The organism is Dongia soli (assembly GCF_034044715.1).
Classification (GTDB): domain Bacteria; phylum Pseudomonadota; class Alphaproteobacteria; order Dongiales; family Dongiaceae; genus Dongia_B; species Dongia_B soli.
The window spans coordinates 1006298-1024116 of record NZ_JAXCLW010000002.1; the positions used below are offsets into that span (position 1 = coordinate 1006298).

18 protein-coding genes are annotated in these 17819 nt (G+C 61.2%); 10 read left to right on the top strand and 8 right to left on the bottom strand.

From position 1 onward, the window contains the following. Position 1: 1 nt before the first annotated feature. The gene (gene sodC / locus SMD27_RS11195) at positions 2–547 is read right to left on the bottom strand and encodes a superoxide dismutase [Cu-Zn] SodC (protein ID WP_320508446.1); all 546 of its coding nucleotides are present in this window, start codon (positions 545–547) and stop codon (positions 2–4) included. Positions 548–661: 114 nt separating this feature from the next. On the opposite strand from sodC, the gene SMD27_RS11200 reads away from it, so the two are divergent. Next, positions 662–1036 (top strand): hypothetical protein, encoded by a 375-nt coding sequence (locus tag SMD27_RS11200; protein WP_320508447.1) that lies wholly within the window; start codon positions 662–664, stop codon positions 1034–1036. Here SMD27_RS11200 and SMD27_RS11205 read toward each other — a convergent pair. Beyond that, complete coding sequence (locus tag SMD27_RS11205; RefSeq protein WP_320508448.1) at positions 1033–1953, bottom strand: LysR family transcriptional regulator; 921 nt, start codon at positions 1951–1953, stop codon at positions 1033–1035. The two genes, SMD27_RS11200 and SMD27_RS11205, sit on opposite strands and share 4 nt — an antisense overlap. Positions 1954–2090: 137 nt before the next feature. Here SMD27_RS11205 and SMD27_RS11210 point away from each other — a divergent pair, with 137 nt between their 5' ends. From SMD27_RS11210 to SMD27_RS11225, 4 genes are all read left to right on the top strand, one after another. Further along, positions 2091–3113 (top strand): agmatinase family protein, encoded by a 1023-nt coding sequence (locus tag SMD27_RS11210; RefSeq protein WP_320508449.1) that lies wholly within the window; start codon positions 2091–2093, stop codon positions 3111–3113. A gap of 34 nt (positions 3114–3147) precedes the next feature. Next, entirely contained in the window at positions 3148–4266 is a 1119-nt protein-coding gene (locus SMD27_RS11215; RefSeq protein ID WP_320508450.1) for a branched-chain amino acid ABC transporter substrate-binding protein, read from the top strand. Positions 4267–4465: 199 nt separating this feature from the next. Beyond that, on the top strand, positions 4466–5386 hold the full coding sequence (locus tag SMD27_RS11220; RefSeq protein WP_320508451.1) for a class I fructose-bisphosphate aldolase: 921 nt from the start codon (positions 4466–4468) through the stop codon (positions 5384–5386). 32 nt (positions 5387–5418) lie between these two features. Beyond that, positions 5419–6003, top strand: coding sequence for a thiamine phosphate synthase (locus SMD27_RS11225; protein ID WP_320508452.1), 585 nt, complete (start codon positions 5419–5421; stop codon positions 6001–6003). 12 nt (positions 6004–6015) lie between these two features. Here the strand turns inward: SMD27_RS11225 and SMD27_RS11230 are convergent, their stop codons facing one another. Further along, positions 6016–7155 carry a succinylglutamate desuccinylase/aspartoacylase family protein gene (locus tag SMD27_RS11230; protein WP_320508453.1) on the bottom strand — a complete coding sequence of 380 codons (1140 nt, stop codon included), beginning with the start codon at positions 7153–7155 and terminating at the stop codon, positions 6016–6018. 215 nt (positions 7156–7370) lie between these two features. Between SMD27_RS11230 and metF the strand changes: the two genes are divergently transcribed. Both metF and SMD27_RS11240 read left to right on the top strand, forming a co-directional pair. After that, on the top strand, positions 7371–8303 hold the full coding sequence (gene metF / locus SMD27_RS11235; RefSeq protein ID WP_320508454.1) for a methylenetetrahydrofolate reductase [NAD(P)H]: 933 nt from the start codon (positions 7371–7373) through the stop codon (positions 8301–8303). A gap of 13 nt (positions 8304–8316) precedes the next feature. Further along, positions 8317–8874 carry a chloramphenicol phosphotransferase CPT family protein gene (locus SMD27_RS11240; RefSeq protein ID WP_320508455.1) on the top strand — a complete coding sequence of 186 codons (558 nt, stop codon included), beginning with the start codon at positions 8317–8319 and terminating at the stop codon, positions 8872–8874. 184 nt (positions 8875–9058) lie between these two features. On the opposite strand, the gene SMD27_RS11245 is transcribed toward SMD27_RS11240, so the two are convergent. From SMD27_RS11245 to SMD27_RS11265, 5 genes are all read right to left on the bottom strand, one after another. Next, positions 9059–9673 (bottom strand): GNAT family N-acetyltransferase, encoded by a 615-nt coding sequence (locus tag SMD27_RS11245; protein ID WP_320508456.1) that lies wholly within the window; start codon positions 9671–9673, stop codon positions 9059–9061. A gap of 20 nt (positions 9674–9693) precedes the next feature. Then, a complete protein-coding gene (locus tag SMD27_RS11250) occupies positions 9694–9939 on the bottom strand; it encodes a hypothetical protein (RefSeq protein ID WP_320508457.1) in 246 nt (81 codons plus the stop codon). 32 nt (positions 9940–9971) lie between these two features. After that, positions 9972–11762 carry an ABC transporter ATP-binding protein gene (locus SMD27_RS11255; RefSeq protein ID WP_320508458.1) on the bottom strand — a complete coding sequence of 597 codons (1791 nt, stop codon included), beginning with the start codon at positions 11760–11762 and terminating at the stop codon, positions 9972–9974. A 464-nt stretch (positions 11763–12226) separates the two neighbouring features. Further along, positions 12227–12925, bottom strand: a complete 699-nt coding sequence (locus SMD27_RS11260; protein WP_320508459.1) for a pirin family protein — start codon at positions 12923–12925, stop codon at positions 12227–12229. 266 nt (positions 12926–13191) lie between these two features. Next, entirely contained in the window at positions 13192–14118 is a 927-nt protein-coding gene (locus SMD27_RS11265) for a diacylglycerol/lipid kinase family protein (protein ID WP_320508460.1), read from the bottom strand. Between the two features lie 136 nt (positions 14119–14254). Between SMD27_RS11265 and efp the strand changes: the two genes are divergently transcribed. From efp to SMD27_RS11280, 3 genes are all read left to right on the top strand, one after another. Then, entirely contained in the window at positions 14255–14821 is a 567-nt protein-coding gene (gene efp, locus SMD27_RS11270; protein ID WP_320508461.1) for an elongation factor P, read from the top strand. Between the two features lie 15 nt (positions 14822–14836). Next, positions 14837–15631, top strand: coding sequence for an inositol monophosphatase family protein (locus tag SMD27_RS11275; protein WP_320508462.1), 795 nt, complete (start codon positions 14837–14839; stop codon positions 15629–15631). A gap of 245 nt (positions 15632–15876) precedes the next feature. Next, a complete protein-coding gene (locus tag SMD27_RS11280) occupies positions 15877–17793 on the top strand; it encodes an OmpA family protein (RefSeq protein ID WP_320508463.1) in 1917 nt (638 codons plus the stop codon). The last annotated feature ends 26 nt before the right edge of the window (positions 17794–17819 follow it).

Here is a 17819-nt window from a genome sequence, read left to right on the forward strand (position 1 = left end):
CCTATTTGATGATGCCGCAGGCGATGCGTGCACCGCCGCCGCCCAAAGGCTTCGGTTGATCGGCGTAATTATCGCCCCCGGCATGAATGATAATCGCGCGGCCGCGAATATCGCTAAGGTGTAATCTTTTCGCCGTGGTGATTTCGCTATCGATACCGCTGACATCGACATTGATCAATTCGAGATCGCCGAGATGGCCCTGCCCGTTCGGACCGAGGTGATGGCCGCTATGGGCGGGATCGTAATGGCCGCCGGCGCCCAGCCCGGCTTGCATTCCCCCGTCCTTAGAAGCGGGGTCGCAGGAGCCCTTTTCATGCACGTGAATGCCATGTTCCCCCGGTGGCAACCCCTTCAGCTGGAAGGCCAGTTGCAAGCCGTCATCGGTATCGGTGAGCGTGATGGTGCCAAGTTGCTTTCCGATGGCTTCCGGGGTGATTTCATGCATCGTCACGACTTCCCGTTCAGCCAGAGCGGCTTCCGCCCAGGCCAACCCCGCCAGCAGCGCCGGAATGCCGATAGCGAGTTTCAGAACGGAACGCTTTTCCATTACAGCCTCCTTACATGGTTGCGCGTGTTCCCGGCCCGACACGCGAACAACCGCAGCGAGGAAAAGTTCCGGCCGGCTTTCTCGGGCGCAGTCTTTCTGTGCTAGACTGCCCACATGAACGCAAAACGAAAACCGCTTTCGATGAACGCCTATACGGTCGAGACCTTCGATGACGTCGCCGGACGGCTGTCGGTAGCCAGCGACACCGGGCTGCGCTTCTGGTCGCCGGTCGATGCTGCCAGCATTCATGGCGTCCTTTGGTTTGCCGAATTGCAACGCCAGGTGACGGCGGCCTTCCCTGATCGCAAGGCGCTTATCGTGCTCGATTGCGGCGACCGGGGCGATCTTGCCCATGCCGCCATGTGCGAGGGCTTGCGCGTCATCTGTTTTCGCGGCTCGTCCGTCATGCTGGAGAAATTGCGCAGCATCGCCGACCAGCTTGGCGCTACAATCGAGGCGCAACACCCGTCCCTCGCCAGGGCGGATTAGCTTTTTTTCGCGTCGGCAATCAGGCCGCAGAACAAGTTCGCCAGTTTCGACGGCGAAGTCTTGCGCGCGACGGCGCAGACCCGCGAGCGATAGGAAAGCTGCGCTCGTTTCATCGGCCACATCTGGCCGCGTTCGACCCAAGGCAGCGAATAGATTTCTGGCAGATAACCGAGATACTGTCCGGACAGGACCAAGGTTGCGATCGCCTCGATATCGGAGGTCCAGGCCTGTTCGTTGAAGCGCAGGCCGCGTGGCGGCGTCCACCCCTGCATATGCGTCCGGGCGACGAAAGGCTGGGCTGCGATCATGTCGAAGGTAATCTCGCGGTCACTCTTGCCGAAGAAGGGATGGCCGCCACCGCAATGGATGATCTGCAAATTGTCGTCTTCGATGAGAGTGACCCGCAACCCCATCAGGCGACGGAAGACCGGCACGATGACGACATCGAAGACCTCTTCATGCAGGGCATGAATGAGGTCCTGGGGCGTGTCGATCTTCAAGGTCAGCGTGACGTTCGGCGCCCTTTCCCGCAACCGGCCGAAAGCGGTGATGAGGGCGCTGGGCTGGATGGTCGCCAGGGCATCCACCATGCCGATCCGCAGCACCCCGCCAAAAGCCTGATCGCTCTGGGTCGCCTCCCGATGAAACTGGTCGATCGCCGTGTTCAGCCGCCTGAGGGCGCCATAGACCCGCGCGCCATCCTCAGTCAGGCGAAAGCCGCCGCGGCCGCGATTGCATAGGCGATAGCCAAGCCGGGTCTCCAAAGCGCCAATGGCGCCGCTGATCACCGACATGGTGACGTTCATCTCGGTCTGGGCGCCGGCGAAGCCACCATGTTCGACCACCGAGCGGAAGATCTTCAGCAGGCGCAGATCGACATTGTGGAGTTCGGTACGTTGCTTATGTGCGAATGCCATCCCTTGACCGAAATTGAGGTCGATAATCACTTTACTAAATAACGAAGTGAAGACCGTATATCGAGTATTTTTAGAAGTGAGCCCGGGCCCTACTGTCCTTGCGCCAAAAAGCAAGAACATCCGCAGGTCGGGAGAAAATGCAAAAGCTTGTCACCCAATTCGACGCACAGGACTTGAATCCGCCCGGGCGCATCGTCAACAGCCTGAAAGGTGATCCCGCGGAACAGCGGGCCAATCAATGGCTGGAATGGGGCAAGCTCACCGCTGATCTCGATGTCGCCTTGCTCGGCATGCCGTTCGACGGCGCCTCGACCGTTCGCACCGGCTCGCGCCATGCGCCGGATGCGGTGCGCCAGGCGCTGGCCTATTACACCACCTTCTCCACCCGCGACGGCAATTCCATGGGGCATCTGAAGGCGGCCGATATCGGCGACATCGCCGTCATCGCCACCAATATGCAGGAGAGCTTCCGCCGCCTGAGCCGGGTGATGTCCTTCATCTTCCGCAACAAGATCGTGCCGGTAACGATCGGCGGCGATCACTCGATCGCCTGGCCGATCCTGGAAGCGGCGACCGGCTGCTATGGCGATCAGGGCGTCGGCGTCATTCATTTCGACGCCCATCACGATCTGCGCGAGGCACATTTCGGCGCGGAATCCAGCGGCGTTCCTTTCCGCAAGGCGCTCAACTTCAAGGAAGATCCGGTCGCGGGGCGCAATCTGGTGCAGATCGGCATCGCCGACTTCTGCAATGCCCCGGCGCATCTTAAATATGCCCGGGATGAAGGCGTCACGGTCTTTTCGAATATCGAGGTGCGTGAGATCGGCGTCGACAAGGTCATCGATACCGCCATCGCTAAGGCCGGCAAAGGCGTCAAAGCCATCTATGTTTCGGTCGATATCGACGCGCTGGATCACAGCCAGGCACCCGGCACCGCCGCCCCAAATGCCAGCGGCCTCGATGCCCGCGACGTGCAGCGCGCACTCCGCCGGCTTGGCCAGCATCCGAAGGTCATCGGCCTCGATATCGTCGAGATCTCGCCGCCTTTGGATATCAACGACATGACGGCCAATACCGGCGCCATGCTGGCGCTCAATTTCCTCTATGGCGTCGGCTGCCGCACGCAGCAGGCAACCACAAAGCCGAAGAAGAAACGCTGACCATCAACCAAGAACGATATATCGGGAGCGAAACATGAAATCCGGATTTCTGGCGGGCGCGATCCTCGCCGCCACCTTATTTGCTACGCCGGCCTTGGCCGAGGATATCAAGATCGCCATTGCCGGGCCGATGACCGGCGATCTCGCCGCTTTCGGCGATCAGCTACGCAAGGGCGCCGAAAAGGCCGTGCAGGACATCAACGCCTCGGGCGGCGTTCTCGGCAAGAAGCTCACGCTGGTCATGGGCGATGATCAATGCGACCCGAAACAGGCCGTGCAGGTCGCCAATGATCTGGTCAACCAGAATGTGGCCATGGTGACCGGTCATTTCTGCTCCGGCGCCTCGATCCCTGCTTCCGACGTCTATGGCGAGGAAGGCATCATCCAGATCACACCCTCCGCCACCAATCCGGCTTTGACCGATGAAGGTGCGGCCAAGGGCATCACGACCCTGTTCCGGACCTGCAGCCGCGACGACCGCCAAGGCGTCTTTGCCGGCAATTGGCTGGCCAACAAATATGCCGGCAAGAAAGTCGCGATCCTCGATGATAAATCGGCCTATGGCCAGGGTGTTGCCGACAACGTCGTCAAGAATATGGAAGCCGGCGGCCTGAAGCCGGCGATGCGGGAAACCTACACCCAGAAGCAACGCGATTTTTCGGCTTTGCTGTCGAAGCTGAAAGCCGCCGCCATCGATGCCGTTTTCATCGGCGGCTATTACAACGATATCGGCCTCATCGTCCGTCAGGCGCGCGATCAGGGATATCAGGGCCAGTTCATCGCCAGCGACGCGGTGAACTCAGCCGAATTCTGGTCGATCTCCGGTCCCGCCGGTGAAGGCCTGATCTATCCGGATGCGGCCGCAGCCGTGAACGAGCCCTCGGCCCAGGATGTCGTCAAGCGTTTCCGCGCCGATAATTACGAACCGGAAGGCTATACGCTCAACAGCTATGCCGCGATCCAGGCCTGGGCTGCCGCCGTCGTCAAAGCCGGCACTACGGATGGTGCCAAGGTCGCTGCCGCCTTGCGAAGCGGCAGCTATCCGACCGTCATCGGCAATCTCTCTTGGGACGCCAAAGGCGATCTGCAAGAGGTCCATTATGTCTGGTGGGGTTGGCATGGCGGCAAGGCCGTCGTGGAACCGAATACCTGATAACCAACACGGGCGCTAACGCCTTACCATCATCTGTCTATCCTTCCCCGGCCGGACCCTTTGCGATTTCCGGCCGGTTTTTTATGTATTTACCATGACCGGATGATCAAGAAATCGCTAGGTCGGGTCCGCTGGCGTTGAAAACCGACGGAATCTTGGCTAAGAACCGGCATTCCTTCCATTCTGGAGCTAAGAACCAATGAAAATCACCCAGAAGGTCCGCAAGATCCTTGCCAATTATGAAAGCGACAATCCCGGCACCAAGGCCAATCTCGCCCGTATCCTGATGCAGGGTAAGCTGGGCGGCACCGGCAAGCTGGTGATCCTGCCGGTCGACCAGGGCTTCGAACACGGCCCGGCGCGCAGCTTCGCCCCCAATCCGGATGCCTATGACCCGCATTACCATTTCGATCTGGCGATCGAAGCCGGGCTCAGCGCCTATGCCGCCCCGCTTGGCATGATCGAAGCCGGCGCGGACACTTTTGCCGGAGCCATTCCCACCATCCTCAAGGTCAACAGCTCCAACAGCCTGGCCCGCGAAAAGGACCAGGCAGTGACCGGCACGGTGAACGACGCCCTGCGCCTCGGCTGCTCGGCCATCGGCTTCACCATCTATCCGGGCAGCGATTATGCCTTTGAGATGATGGAAGAGATCCGCGAGCTGGCGGAAGAAGCCAAGGCCGCCGGCCTTGCAGTAGTGGTCTGGTCCTATCCGCGTGGCGACGCCATTTCCAAGGACGGCGAAACCGCGATGGATATCTGCGCCTATGCCGCCCATATGGCTGCTTTGCTCGGCGCCCATATCATCAAGGTGAAGCCGCCCACAGCTTTCCTGGAACAGGCTGAAGCCAAGAAGGTCTATGAGAAGGAAAAGATCGATATCTCGACGATGGCGGCGCGTATCCGCCACGTCACCCAGGCCTGCTTCAACTGCCGCCGCATCGTCGTCTTCTCGGGCGGCGCCGCGAAGGATCTGAACGGCATCCTCGACGAAGTGCGCGGCATCCGTGACGGCGGTGGCAACGGTTCGATCATCGGCCGCAACACCTTCCAGCGTCCGCGCGCCGAAGCCCTTTCCATGCTCGATCAAATCATCAAGATCTATCAGGGCAAGGAGTAACGGTCATCGCGACCGATCTATCAGACTGTCGCTTGTATCTGACCACGCCGCCCGGTTTCCTGCCGGGCGGCGTTTCGCCGGATGAATTCTGCGATCTGCTCATCAAGGCGCTCACGAAAACCGAAGCTGCCGCTTTACTGGTAGATACCGGCACGGACGCGGCTGGCCTCGCCGCGCTTGAGAAACATCTCTTGCCGCGCCTCAAGCAGCGGGATTTCGCCTTGCTGCTGAAAGACCGGGTCGATCTCTTGAAAACGACCGATGCCGATGGCGTGCATCTCAGCGATCCGGCCCAGCTCAAGAACCTGCGGGGCAAGCTGGGCGATCTTTCCATCGGTGTCAGCAGCCCGCTGGAACGTCATGCGGCGATAATCTTCGCCGAAAGCGGCGCCGATTACATCGCTTTCGATCCCACCGACAATCCCGATGAATGCGAAGCGATCATCCGCTGGTGGCACGAAATGATGACCGTGCCCAGCATCGTCCTCACCTCGACCCCCGAGGAAGCATCGCGCTTCGCCAAAGCCGGCGCCGATTTCATCGCCGTCAAAGCCGATATCTGGCAGCAGCCTGATCCCCTCGCCGCCTTGCGCGACATCGCCAAAGTGATCGGCTGAACCACACCGGGCTCACTCCAGCATCAGCTTTTCCTGGCGGTGTTTCAGGGATTGCGTGCCGACGATCTTGGCGATCCGGTGGCCGGCAATGACCAGCTTATGCAGGCGTTTGGCCAGAACGAAGCCGTCATTGACGGCGACGATTTTGGTGCGGGCCACGGCAATATCGGCCATTGGATCGATGACATCGGCGATGTGGTCGCCGGCCTTCACCTTGTCGCCCAGAGCCACCTTATAGGCGAGGATGCCGGCAACGGGGGTTTGCACCACATCCGTAGCATCCAAAGACGTCGCCTCGCAAAGCAAGGCGGGCGCCTCGCCGGGATTGCCGTCAATCAAGCCGTGACGTTGCAGGAAGCGGAAAAGCGCTGCCGCATCCTTCGCGCCCAGCTCATCGGAAACATCTGCCTGGCCGCGCAATTCGACGGTGGCGACGAAGCAAGGTGACGGGATCGGGAATTTCTCGCCCAAAGCCTGCCGCAGCTTGCTCCAGGCCATATAGAAGGTTTCATCGAAACAGAAGCTGCCGGAATCGGCGCTGGTCAGGCAGGCCCGTGCCCCCAACTCGGCGGCAAGATCGGCATAGGCGGGCCAGTGCTCCGGCGGAATATAGATGTGCATCAGTGAATCGTCATCGCAATGAACGTCGAGGACGATATCTGCGTCATGGGCCAACCGCGCCAAACCAAGCTTCAATTGCTGCGTTTCGCCGAGCGCCTTCATTTCATCAAGGCGACGGCCGATTGCACGGCGGATGGTGGCGATATTGGCCGTCGCGTCCTGCGTCAGCTCGCTCTCGACCCGTGCCGCCAGATCGCCGTAGAGATCGGGCCAATGGCGGTTGAAATTGCCGTCACCGACCAGGTCGTAGCGGCCGAGATGATAGCCGTTGACGACCTGTGCCAAACCGATCGGATTGGCTGCCGGCACCACCACGATCTCGCCAAGGATCTTGCCGTCCGTGGCCGCCTTATCCAAAAGGCCGAGGAGATGATGCACCGCCATCATGCCCGGAATTTCATCGGCATGCAGTGATGCCTGAATATAGGCCTTCGGGCGCGCTCCCCGCTTCCCGTAACGATGCACCGTCAGATGGCGTTGTGTGCCCGCACTGAAGCCCGCCAGATCGAGGCGCTCGACGATCTTATTCATGACCGCTCCCTTTGTGTCTCCCATCCCACTATTTAACATTCGTTCAGAGAGGGAGGAAGTAATTCCGCGGTTATCTCGGAAGAAGCCTTAGGTCATTAAGCCGCGGGATGAATTCTGCGCTCGCGATTGGCAGTGCCGGATGTTAGCTTGAAAGCGGTGATTCTTATTCAAAATGCGCCATTGCAAGACAGCCCCCGCATAACAAACCAGCGTGAATGATGGTCCGAGTCAGCAATTTCCCACGCGTCAGTTTCGAATTCTTTCCGCCCAAGACCCCGCCGATGGCGGAACAGCTCTGGGCCACCATCCGCGCCTTGGAGCCATTGCATCCGCTATTCGTCTCGGTCACCTACGGCGCCGGCGGGACGACGCGCGATACCACGTTCTCTACCGTCCGGCGGATCGCCGAAGAGACTTCGTTGCATCCGGCGGCGCATCTGACCTGTATCGGCCATAGCCGCGGCGAGATCGACGATCTGCTGCGGCAATATTGGGATGCCGGCATCCGCCATATCGTTGCCTTGCGCGGCGATCCACCGCCGGGTGAGAGCTATCAGCCCCATCCCGACGGTTATGCCTATGCCGCCGATCTCATCGCCGGCATCAAGCGCATCGCCGATTTCGAGGTGAGCGCCGCCGCTTTTCCGGAATCACATCCACAGGCGCAATCGAGCGATGCCGATCTTGAGAACCTGAAACGGAAATTCGATGCCGGCGCCGACCGCGCCATCACCCAGTACTTCTTCAACAACCACGTCTTCCTGACCTTCCTCGACCGGGCCCGGCGGGCCGGAATCGACAATGCCATCGTGCCCGGCATCCTGCCGGTGACCGGCTATGCGCAGGTGGTCAAGTTCTCGAAGATGTGCGGCGCCTCGGTGCCGTCCTGGCTGCATGATCTGTTTGACGGGCTGGATGACGATCCCGAAACCCGGAAACTGGTCGCCGCCATGGTGGCGACGGAGCAATGTCGTGCCCTCATGGCGGATGGCATCGACCAGTTTCATTTCTATACGTTGAATCGCGCCGATCTCATCATTGGCATCTGCCGCCGGATGGGGTTGAAACCTGCACCGGCCGCCGGCATCCGCGCCAGTCTCTCCTCCGGCACCCCGCCAGTCCAGCGCGACCCGCAGATGCCCGATTAAGGATTTCCCTCCCATGAATAAACCGGCCAGGATCGTCCTGCTCAATGGCGTGGGCAGTGTCGGCAAGACCTCGATCGCAAAAGCCTTGCAGACCATCACCCGCGAGACCTTCCTGCATGTCCAGATGGATGTCTTTTTGGAGATGCTGCCCGAGGGGAAGCTGAACGATCCTGATTGCTTTACCTTTGAAAGCCATCTTGAAAACGGCAAGCCGTCGGTCGTGATCCGCTCGGGGCCCACCGGCAACAGGCTGATGCGCGGCATGCGCCAAGCCATCGCCGCTATGGCCCGACAGGGCAACGATCTGATCGTTGACGATGTCCTGTTGGGAAATGACGCCGCGCATTACGCGGAGATCCTCGCCGCTTTCGAGGTCTTCCGGGTCGGCGTCTTCGCGCCGCTGGATGTGCTGGAAGCGCGGGAGCGCCAGCGCGGCGACCGGCTGATCGGCCTGGCACGATGGCAATATGACCGGGTCCACCAGGGCATCGCCTATGACCTGGAGATCGATGCCAGCCGGGCGACGCCGCTGGATTGCGCCCGGCGGATCAAGGAGCGGCTTTCGCTGTAAGAAGTCGTCGCCCCCAGTCATCGGTCGCTCCGATGGACCCTCGGGTCAAGCCCGAGTGTGACAGCGAGTTTAGTCTGACGTTGTGCGAATTGTTGACGGCAATGCGGTCACCGCACGGCTCGAGCAACATAAGGTTGTCACCCTCGGGCTTGACCTGAGGATCCTTGGCAGCAACTGCACAACTTCAAGCCAATTTCAGCAGATATTGGACTTCGCTCGACCGGCTGAGATCGTTGACGAGCCGCTCGCCAGGCATGCGCTTGAAGCCGAGTTTCTCATAGAAGCGATGGGCGGATTGGAAGCGGGTATCGGTCCAGAGCTCGATGAACCGGGCGCCGCGGCCATGGGCTTCGGCCAGGGCAATCTCGAACATTCGCGCAGCCAGGCCGCTGCCCCGCTGGTCGTACCGCAGGCAGACCTTCTGCAATTCGACGCCGCCCGCCTTCTCCGCCGGCAGAAAACCGAAAGTGCCGACGACCTCCCCCTCCCGTTCGGCGATCCAGAGCTTGCCTTTATCAGCGGCGAAATAACTGGCCGGCTTTTTCAGCTCCGGCAATTCATTTTCCAGATCGAAAATACAGCCTGGATATTCGGCATAGGTTGCGCGGATCACCTCGATGATCCCGGCGGCATCGCTGTCGCGCGCTTCGCGGATGGTTGCCTCGCCTAGTCCCACGATGCCGTTGATCGCGGCATCGGCTTCAAGATGTTGACCGATATGTTCCAGCATCGCCGATCCCCCCAGATCGCGAGGCGTATCATTGTCGAGTTGATGGAACTTGGCAATCTCCTTCAGCATAGGAGATTGCCAAGTTTTCCTTAATGGGCCGGCGGCGGTTTGTTTGCGGCCGTCGCCTCGACATCGTGATCATTGGGCTGCTTGACGACACCCAGCATCGCCACACCACCGCCGAAGATGGCGATGCGCATCACCGACGCCGCGGGCGTGGCAGCTTTCTCTACAAGTCGGACCGACGGCCAGCGCTTGGGTCCTCGCAAAGGCGCGTTGTCATTGGCAGATTTGGCCGCGATCTTTCTGAACGCCGACAGATCATGCATTTTCATTGTCTTCTCCTTTCTATTCGACACCCGACTTGTTAAGCATCGACCAGGCCGAGCACCTGACGGTCGAACAGCCGCCGATAGGTGCCGTTCGGCCGCTGGATCAGGCTTCGGTGATCACCCTCCTCGATGATGCGCCCCCGTTCGAAGATCAGGATTCGCTTCAGCGAGCGGACCGTAGATAGCCGGTGGGCGATGACGATCGCCGTCCGTCCCTCGATCAGACGCTCCGTCGCTTCCTGGATCATCGCTTCGGATTCCGAATCCAGGCTCGATGTCGCTTCGTCGAGGATCAGGATCGGCGCATCGGCCAGGAAGGCCCGGGCTAAAGCCACACGTTGCCGTTCGCCACCCGACAGCTTCACGCCCCGCTCGCCGACCAACGTGCCGTAGCCGCCCGGCAACCGCATGATGAAGTCATGGGCATTGGCCAGCTTCGCCGCCTTTTCGATCTCCGCCATCGTTGCTTTCGGCCGGGCATAGGCGATGTTCTCGGCCAGCGACCGATGGAACAGGATCGGTTCCTGCTGGACGATGGCGATCTGCGAGCGCAGGCTCGCCTGGGCGCAGGAAGCCACGTTCTGGCCGTCGATCCGGATTTCCCCGCCATTGATGTCATGCAGCCGCTGGATCAGCTTGACGAAGGTGGTCTTGCCGGAACCGGAAAGCCCCACCAGTCCGACCTTCTCGCCCGCCGCGATCGTCACCGACAGGTCTGTGTAAAGCGGCTGCTCATGGCCAAGATAATGGAAGCACACCCGGTCGAACTCGATCCGCCCGTCCTCGATGAGGATCGGCCTGGCATCTGGCAGGTCGATGATGCCGAGCGGCTCGCCGTGGATGGCGACCAGCTCTTCCATATCGTTCACCGACCGCTGCAGGTCTCGGATATGCACACCGATATCCCGCAGATAGCCGTGAACGACGAAATAGGTGGTGAGCACATAGGCGACATCGCCCGGCGTCGCCTGCCCATCCAGCCACAGCCAGATCGCGACACCGATCACCGCCGTGCGCAGGACCAGCAAGGCGATGAGCTGTGCCGTGCCGTTATTGGTCGCCCGCATCCAGGTCCGGTGGGTGCGCCGCCGCCATTTGGTCACCACCCGTGCCAGGCGGTCGTCTTCGCGCGTTTCGGCGCCGAAAGCCTTGACCACGGCATTGCAGCTGACGGCATCGGCCAGGGCACCGCCCGTCCTGGTATCCCAGGCATTGGAGATGCGCGCGGCCGGCCCGACATAGCCGATCGACAAACCGGCCGTCAGCAGTACGAAGCCGAAGGAGCCGATGAAGACCACCGCCCCCATCAATGGCCAATGGAGGCCCAGCAGCACGGTCGATCCCAACAGCACCACCAGCGATGGCAGCATCGCGATCAGCAAAGTATCGTCGAGCTGGTCGATCGCCCACATGCCGCGCGTCACCTTGCGCACCACCGAGCCGGCAAAGGTATTGGCATGCCAGTCCGTGGCGAAACGCTGCACGCGCCAGAAGGCTTCCTGCGCTACTTCCGACATGATGCGCAAGGTCATGCGGACGATGCCCATGAAGGCCAGATGCCGCAGGATCAGCATGATCGCGCCCAGCAGGATCATGATGCCGAGCGCCCGCACCGCGCGGTCCAATGCAGACGCGCGGTCGCTCGCAGTGATCGCATCGATCAACTGGCCGGCATAGACCGGCACCAGCACTTCGGCCAGCGTCGAGAAAATGACGGCAATCGCAATGGCCCAGGCCAACCGCGACTGGCGGCGCCAATAGCCGAAAGTGAAACCAAGGACGTTACGGAATGGCACCGCACGCCGGCGAAAATCGGAAAAAATCATCGTCGTTCCGGTGAGCCAAAAGCCGGTTTCCGACGGCAATAGCCATCCAGGACCTGACTTCGGGCGGACACCGCCTCAAAATACGGGTTGAAAAATAAAAGAGGGCGACGGAGGGCGAAGGCGACCGGCTGCGGCCAAAGGCACGAGACCGGGGCCGGCTTTCGCCGACGGTCAGCTTTGCTTCGTGTAGGGAATTCGCGAGGCGGTGGCCGGCTCGCGAAAGGTCCGACCTAGTGCAGCGGACGCGCCGGGAAAGCGACGAGCATCATTACCGATTTCATGCAGCCCTCCCGGGAAAAAGTTGTGTATGGAGGGCTGTATAACCTACGCGTAAAAAGTTTGCAAGTACGCATGAAGAAAGCGACGCCGAAGCTCTCGCAAAATAAAACGGCGGATTGAAGTGACCTTCAATCCGCCGGATGACACATCAAGAACGACGATGTGGCGATCTACGCCGAGACGATTTATCCCACATCGACCAGGACGATCTCACTGTCCTCGGCCGCGGTGACACGCACCACCTCGACGTCGCGGATCGCTGCGCCATCTCGTGCATTGACGAACACGCCGTCGATCTCCACCGACCCGACCGCGGGCACCAGATACGCCTTGCGGCCCACGCCGAGACGATACTCAGCGCTCTCACCTTTTTTCAGGGTCGCACCCAGGACGCGTCCATCAGTGCGGATCTGCAAGGCATCCGCATCTTCGGCGAAGCCGCTGGCCAGCGTGACGAAACGGCCGGAGCGGTCGTCCTTCGGGAAAGGACGGGCCCCCCAGGACGGTGCCTTGCCGCGGCTGGTCGGCAGAATCCAAATCTGGAAAATCTGCGTCGCCTCGTCCTCCATATTATATTCCGAATGGGTGATACCCGTGCCGGCCGACATCACCTGCACATCGCCGGCTTCGGTGCGTCCTTTGTTGCCCAGGCTATCCTCATGGGTGATCGCACCTTTGCGGACATAGGTGATGATCTCCATATCCGCATGGGGATGCGGCGGAAAGCCAGTACGCGGGGCAATGGTGTCGTCATTCCAGACACGCAGCTTGCCCCAATTGGTCCGCGCGGGATCATAGTAATCCGCGAAGGAAAAATGATGCTTGGCGTTCAGCCAGCCATGGTCGGCGCCACCCAAACTCTCAAAGGGCCGAAGGTCGATCATTCCCATCTCCTTACTCAAAGTCGTCTTCGTTGACGAAGAAATAGGGAGATTGGCAGTCCTGAAAAATAGAGATGACGGAAACGGATTGTTCTATATTTGAAGACAATCCGATATTATTGTTAGCGAGGGCCCAACGACAGCCGGGTCCCGCTGCACCGCCGGACCCGGCATTATTGGAACTCCAATATTTTAGAACTTCCAGACCATATTACCTTGCACGGCGTTGTCATGAGCGTAGCCGGCGATCTGGCCGTCGTCATGACCCATTAGGTCGCCGCCGCCCTCTCGAAATCGGCCGATTGCACCGCCGGCGCCAGGACCTGAAGAGCTTTAGGCAGAATCCGAAACCGCAATGGGAATCGCTCGTGAAAGGTCTCTCCGTCCGCCGACAGATCGACGACCTGGCGGCCACGGCCTTGCACAGTTACCTCCACCGTTTCGAAGACGTCGACATCCGGGTCCCGCCGCCAATTGCCGATGAACAACCGGATGAAGGTGCGCCATAAATCCGTGCGGGCAGGATGCCGGGCGATATGCACGCCCAGCCGCCCGCCATCCAGACGATCCTTGCGCAACAGGCTTGCGGAATCGAAGGCATTATTCGTGACCAGCATGGCTCGGGTGCGATACTGGCGCGGCCCCTCTCCCGCATCGATGGTCACTTCGACGCGATGCGCCTCGCGCACCGAATGCAGCAGTGCAACAACGAATGCGTGCCATTTGCCGAAGCGGTTTTCATGACGCTGTTCCTCGCGTTCCCGCGCCATGCGGGCGAAAAATCCCAAGCCCGCGTTGGACAGGAAATATCGGCCATTGACCTGGGCGACGTCGATCTCGCGGATCTGGCCGCGGCCCAGCGCCTGCACTGCCTGCTCCAAATCCAACGGGATATTCAAATCGCGCGCCACCAGGTTAAGCGTGCCGAGGGGCAGAATACCAAGGACAGTCTTCTTGCCGACCAGCAGGCTGCCGGCATAGGCGACCGACCCGTCGCCGCCGCCGACAATCAGGTAATCGACATTTCGCTGCGCTGCCTGTTCCAGCGCGCTCATCATCGCCGGACCTTCGACCGCCTGGATTTGCGCCTCAAACCCGCTGTTTCGGAATAATTCTCCCAGATGGTCGGTAATTTCGGCGGCGGATTTGCCCTGCAGGCTGCCGGCCTTGGCATTGACGATCACCGTGGCACGCATTTGGTCTCCGGCGAGTTTCGTGGATGGAAACAAAGATCGAACGAACCGCACAGCAATAGCGGTTTACTCTATCGGGCCTTCCTGCTAGGTTCCGGCCACTTTTCCGACAATTATCTGAGACTTACGGGTTGATCCCATGAAAATCAACGGCAACTCCATTCGCCCGGGCAACATCATCGAACATCAGGGCCGGCTGTGGCGCGCGGTCAAGACGCAGCACACGCAGCCGGGCAAGGGTGGTGCCTATCTGCAGGTCGAGTTGAAGGATATCCGCGACGGTACCAAGCTGAACGAGCGCTTCCGCTCTTCCGAGACCGTCGAGCGCGTCCGCCTGGATGAAAAAGAATATCAGTTCCTGTTCGCCGATGGGGAAGACTACACCTTCATGGACAGCGAGACCTTCGAACAGCTTACCTTGAATGCCGATCTGATCGGCGAACCGGCCGCTTTCCTGCAGGAAGGCATGACCGTCTCGGTCGAAAGCTATGAAGACAGCCCGATCTCAGTGTCCCTGCCGGAATCCGTGGTGATGCAGATCGTCGAGGCCGATCCGGTGGTCAAGGGCCAGACGGCGGCCTCCTCCTATAAGCCGGCGAAGCTGGAAAACGGCGTGCGTGTCATGGTGCCGCCGCATGTCGAAAGCGGCACGCGCATCGTGGTCAACACCGCCGATGCGACCTATGTCGAACGCGCCAAAGATTGAGGCAGTAACGCGATCATGGTGACGCGTTCCCCACTCCTGAATGTGATGACCCGCGCCGCCGACAAGGCTGCGCGCGGTCTGAAGCGCGATTTCGGCGAAGTCGAACAGCTGCAGGTGTCCCAGAAGGGCCCGGCTGATTTCGTCTCCAATGCCGATATCAAGGCCGAGAGAATCCTGCGCGAGGAACTGCAAAAAGCCCGTCCGGCCTTCGGCTTCCTGCTGGAAGAAGGCGGCGTGGTGGCCGGCAGTGATCCCGATCACCGCTGGATCATCGATCCTTTGGACGGCACGACGAATTTCCTGCACGGCCTGCCGCATTTCGCGATCTCAATCGCGCTGGAAAAGAGCGGCGAGATCATTGCCGGCGTTATCTATGATCCGATCAAGGACGAAATGTTCTGCGCCGAAAAAGGCGGCGGCGCTTTTCTGAACGACCGGCGCATCCGCGTCTCGGGTCGCAAGAGCCTGCATGAATCGCTGGTCGGTACCGGCATTCCATTCCGTGGACAGGGCAATCCGGACCGCTTTGCCAAACAGCTCGGCGTGATGATGCGGGAGACCTCGGGCGTGCGCCGCTGGGGCGCCGCGGCGCTCGATCTTGCTTATGTCGCTGCCGGCCGTCTCGATGCCTTCTGGGAGGAAGACCTGCAGGCCTGGGACATGGCCGCCGGCCTTTTGCTGGTCAAGGAAGCCGGCGGTTATATCAGCGACCTGAAAGGTGGTCAGACGATGCTCGACAGCGGCGCCGTGCTGGCAACCAACGGCCTGCTGCATGCGCCGCTTCAGGCTTTGTTAACCAACGCGGCCTAAAGCTACCCAACCTTATCCGCCGGGATGCGACTCGCACCGGCTTATCCGCAAGGCTGTAGCCCGCCGTCATTGGCGCGCCGCAGCAGCGCGGTTAGCTTGATCCCCAGGATCGCATGTGGGCTTCCGCACATGGCCGGGCGACTGGATCAGCAGGCTGTTAAGGTAAATTTTGTTGCGTTATAGTCGCCTGGCCGCGCTGGGGATGGTCTATTGGCGGCGATTCGGGGAATGGGCACAGGATTAAGATGATGAAGACGTCTGGCCGTCTTTTCTGGTTGCAGGCCGCCATCCTCACGGGCGCGGTCGGCACGCTGTTGATGATGCAGACAGCATCGTCTCAGGCACAGGCCTTTGGGAGCGGATCAAGCCAGGTCACCATCAATTATGATGTGCTCGACACCCTGCCCGCGACGGCGCCGCAAACAATGACGTCCCGGGCGATGATGCCGCAAGCGACGGCAGCAACGCGGGCATATCCCGGCAGCGGCTATGCGCCGACAGCTCACAGCGGTGCTTATCCTGCCGGCCAGCCGAAATCGGCCTTCATCCCCGCCAATGCCACGACCAGCTATAACAGCACGACGGGCTATAGCGGCGCGCCCGGCATCGCGCCTGGCTTTGTGCCCTATTCCACCCTTGCCGCGGCCAGCGGTCAGGACGAACCCATTCGCTTGAAGGCGCCAGGCACCCATAAGCATAAGGCGACTGCCGTCAAAAAGAAGAAGAAGGCAGCGGCCACGCCGACAGCCACCGAAACGGCGGCGAAGACCGAACCGGCCAATGACACCCCGGCCGATAAGCAGGCCGCCGAGAAGAATCAGACAACCGGCAATGCCGCGACAACGGTCGCCACTGCCGCTGCAAACGCGACATCCGAGACGAAGGCTTCGGCCACGACGGCCCAGCCGGCGATTGAAACTGCAACGGCGGTAACGACGTCGACTGCGGCCGCAACGGATGCGCCTGCTATGGCCACATTCGCCACGGAAGCTGCTGCACAGACCTCGGCCAGCGATGTTGCGCAAGCAGCCCCTGCCGGCACCGCCGAGAGCAACGGCACGGCGCAACCCGGCTCGGAAACGCCGAGCGATAATCCGCCGGCCGGCAGCGATGAGTCGCTCAGTCAGAACAAGAACCACAGCGCGACGACGGCTTCGGGTACGACGTCTCAGGACGACAGCACCACGGGCAATAGCTCCGTGGGTAATAGCGTCGCCCTGGTTGGCACCGCGGCGGCTGCGGAAACGGCGGACAATGCCGGTGCCGCTGCCGCGACTGACGCACCGGTTCATCTGACTGCCGTGAGCGCATCGCCGACGCAAATCGCCCAGACGTCCCCGGCTGGCGAAACGACAGCAGATTCGACCGCAGCGAACACCATGGCGCCGAATACGACCGCTGTGGATACGACCGCCCAAACCGCCCAGGCGGATGTGGGACAGACGCCTCCACCGCCGCCGACCGAGATTCCCACGGATGTTGCCTCGCCCACGGAGATGCTGAAAGGCACCGGCATTCCGATTCCCAATGCCGATGGGACAACGACTCCGACCACACCGTCCGCGACCGCCTCCACCAGCCCGGCAGCTGCACCGGCCGCAACGCCGGCACCTGCAACCGCACCAGCACCGGCTCCGGCCGCCACAGCGGCCGCGCCGGCCGAGCCGCCGGCGCCCGCAGCCGCGCCGACACCGCAGACAACGGAAACCCCGGTCCCCGCGGCCCCGGCGACGGCCGGCCAGGAAGCGCCGGCTCAGCCAGCGCCGGCTGAAGCGGCTCCCGCGACCACTGCACCGATGACGACCGAAACCGCCACGGCGCCGCAGCCGGCGCCGACAGCCGTCCCGCAAGCGGCCGAAGTCAGCATTTCCTTTGCGCCCGACAGCACGCAAATTCCCGCCGACAGCCAGGCTGCGCTTGATCGGCTGGCAGAGAAGATGATGGCGGACCCGAATATGCGGGTTCAGGTCATGGCCTCCGCTTCCGGCACCGAGGAAACCGAAGGCAAGGCGCGTCGCATGTCCCTGTCACGCGGGATCGAGGTCCGGAACTATCTTTATCACAAGGGCGTTCGGTCTACGCGGATCGATGTCCGCGCCCTTGGACTGAAAGGCGGTGGCGCCGACCGGGTCGATATCGTACCCGCGGAAGGCCTGCAATAAGGGCGGAACCGGCGGCGGGACTTGAC

Coding starts and splice junctions, on each gene's coding strand:
- SMD27_RS11275 (WP_320508462.1), top strand. CDS start 14,837: ATGGTGACGCGTTCCCCACTCCTGAATGTGATGACCCGCGCCGCCGAC.
- SMD27_RS11250 (WP_320508457.1), bottom strand. CDS start 9,939: ATGAAAATGCATGATCTGTCGGCGTTCAGAAAGATCGCGGCCAAATCT.
- SMD27_RS11280 (WP_320508463.1), top strand. CDS start 15,877: ATGATGAAGACGTCTGGCCGTCTTTTCTGGTTGCAGGCCGCCATCCTC.
- SMD27_RS11245 (WP_320508456.1), bottom strand. CDS start 9,673: ATGCTGAAGGAGATTGCCAAGTTCCATCAACTCGACAATGATACGCCT.
- SMD27_RS11230 (WP_320508453.1), bottom strand. CDS start 7,155: ATGAATAAGATCGTCGAGCGCCTCGATCTGGCGGGCTTCAGTGCGGGC.
- sodC (WP_320508446.1), bottom strand. CDS start 547: ATGGAAAAGCGTTCCGTTCTGAAACTCGCTATCGGCATTCCGGCGCTG.
- SMD27_RS11210 (WP_320508449.1), top strand. CDS start 2,091: ATGCAAAAGCTTGTCACCCAATTCGACGCACAGGACTTGAATCCGCCC.
- SMD27_RS11215 (WP_320508450.1), top strand. CDS start 3,148: ATGAAATCCGGATTTCTGGCGGGCGCGATCCTCGCCGCCACCTTATTT.
- SMD27_RS11200 (WP_320508447.1), top strand. CDS start 662: ATGAACGCAAAACGAAAACCGCTTTCGATGAACGCCTATACGGTCGAG.
- metF (WP_320508454.1), top strand. CDS start 7,371: ATGATGGTCCGAGTCAGCAATTTCCCACGCGTCAGTTTCGAATTCTTT.
- SMD27_RS11220 (WP_320508451.1), top strand. CDS start 4,466: ATGAAAATCACCCAGAAGGTCCGCAAGATCCTTGCCAATTATGAAAGC.
- efp (WP_320508461.1), top strand. CDS start 14,255: ATGAAAATCAACGGCAACTCCATTCGCCCGGGCAACATCATCGAACAT.
- SMD27_RS11240 (WP_320508455.1), top strand. CDS start 8,317: ATGAATAAACCGGCCAGGATCGTCCTGCTCAATGGCGTGGGCAGTGTC.
- SMD27_RS11255 (WP_320508458.1), bottom strand. CDS start 11,762: ATGATTTTTTCCGATTTTCGCCGGCGTGCGGTGCCATTCCGTAACGTC.
- SMD27_RS11205 (WP_320508448.1), bottom strand. CDS start 1,953: ATGGCATTCGCACATAAGCAACGTACCGAACTCCACAATGTCGATCTG.
- SMD27_RS11260 (WP_320508459.1), bottom strand. CDS start 12,925: ATGATCGACCTTCGGCCCTTTGAGAGTTTGGGTGGCGCCGACCATGGC.
- SMD27_RS11265 (WP_320508460.1), bottom strand. CDS start 14,118: ATGCGTGCCACGGTGATCGTCAATGCCAAGGCCGGCAGCCTGCAGGGC.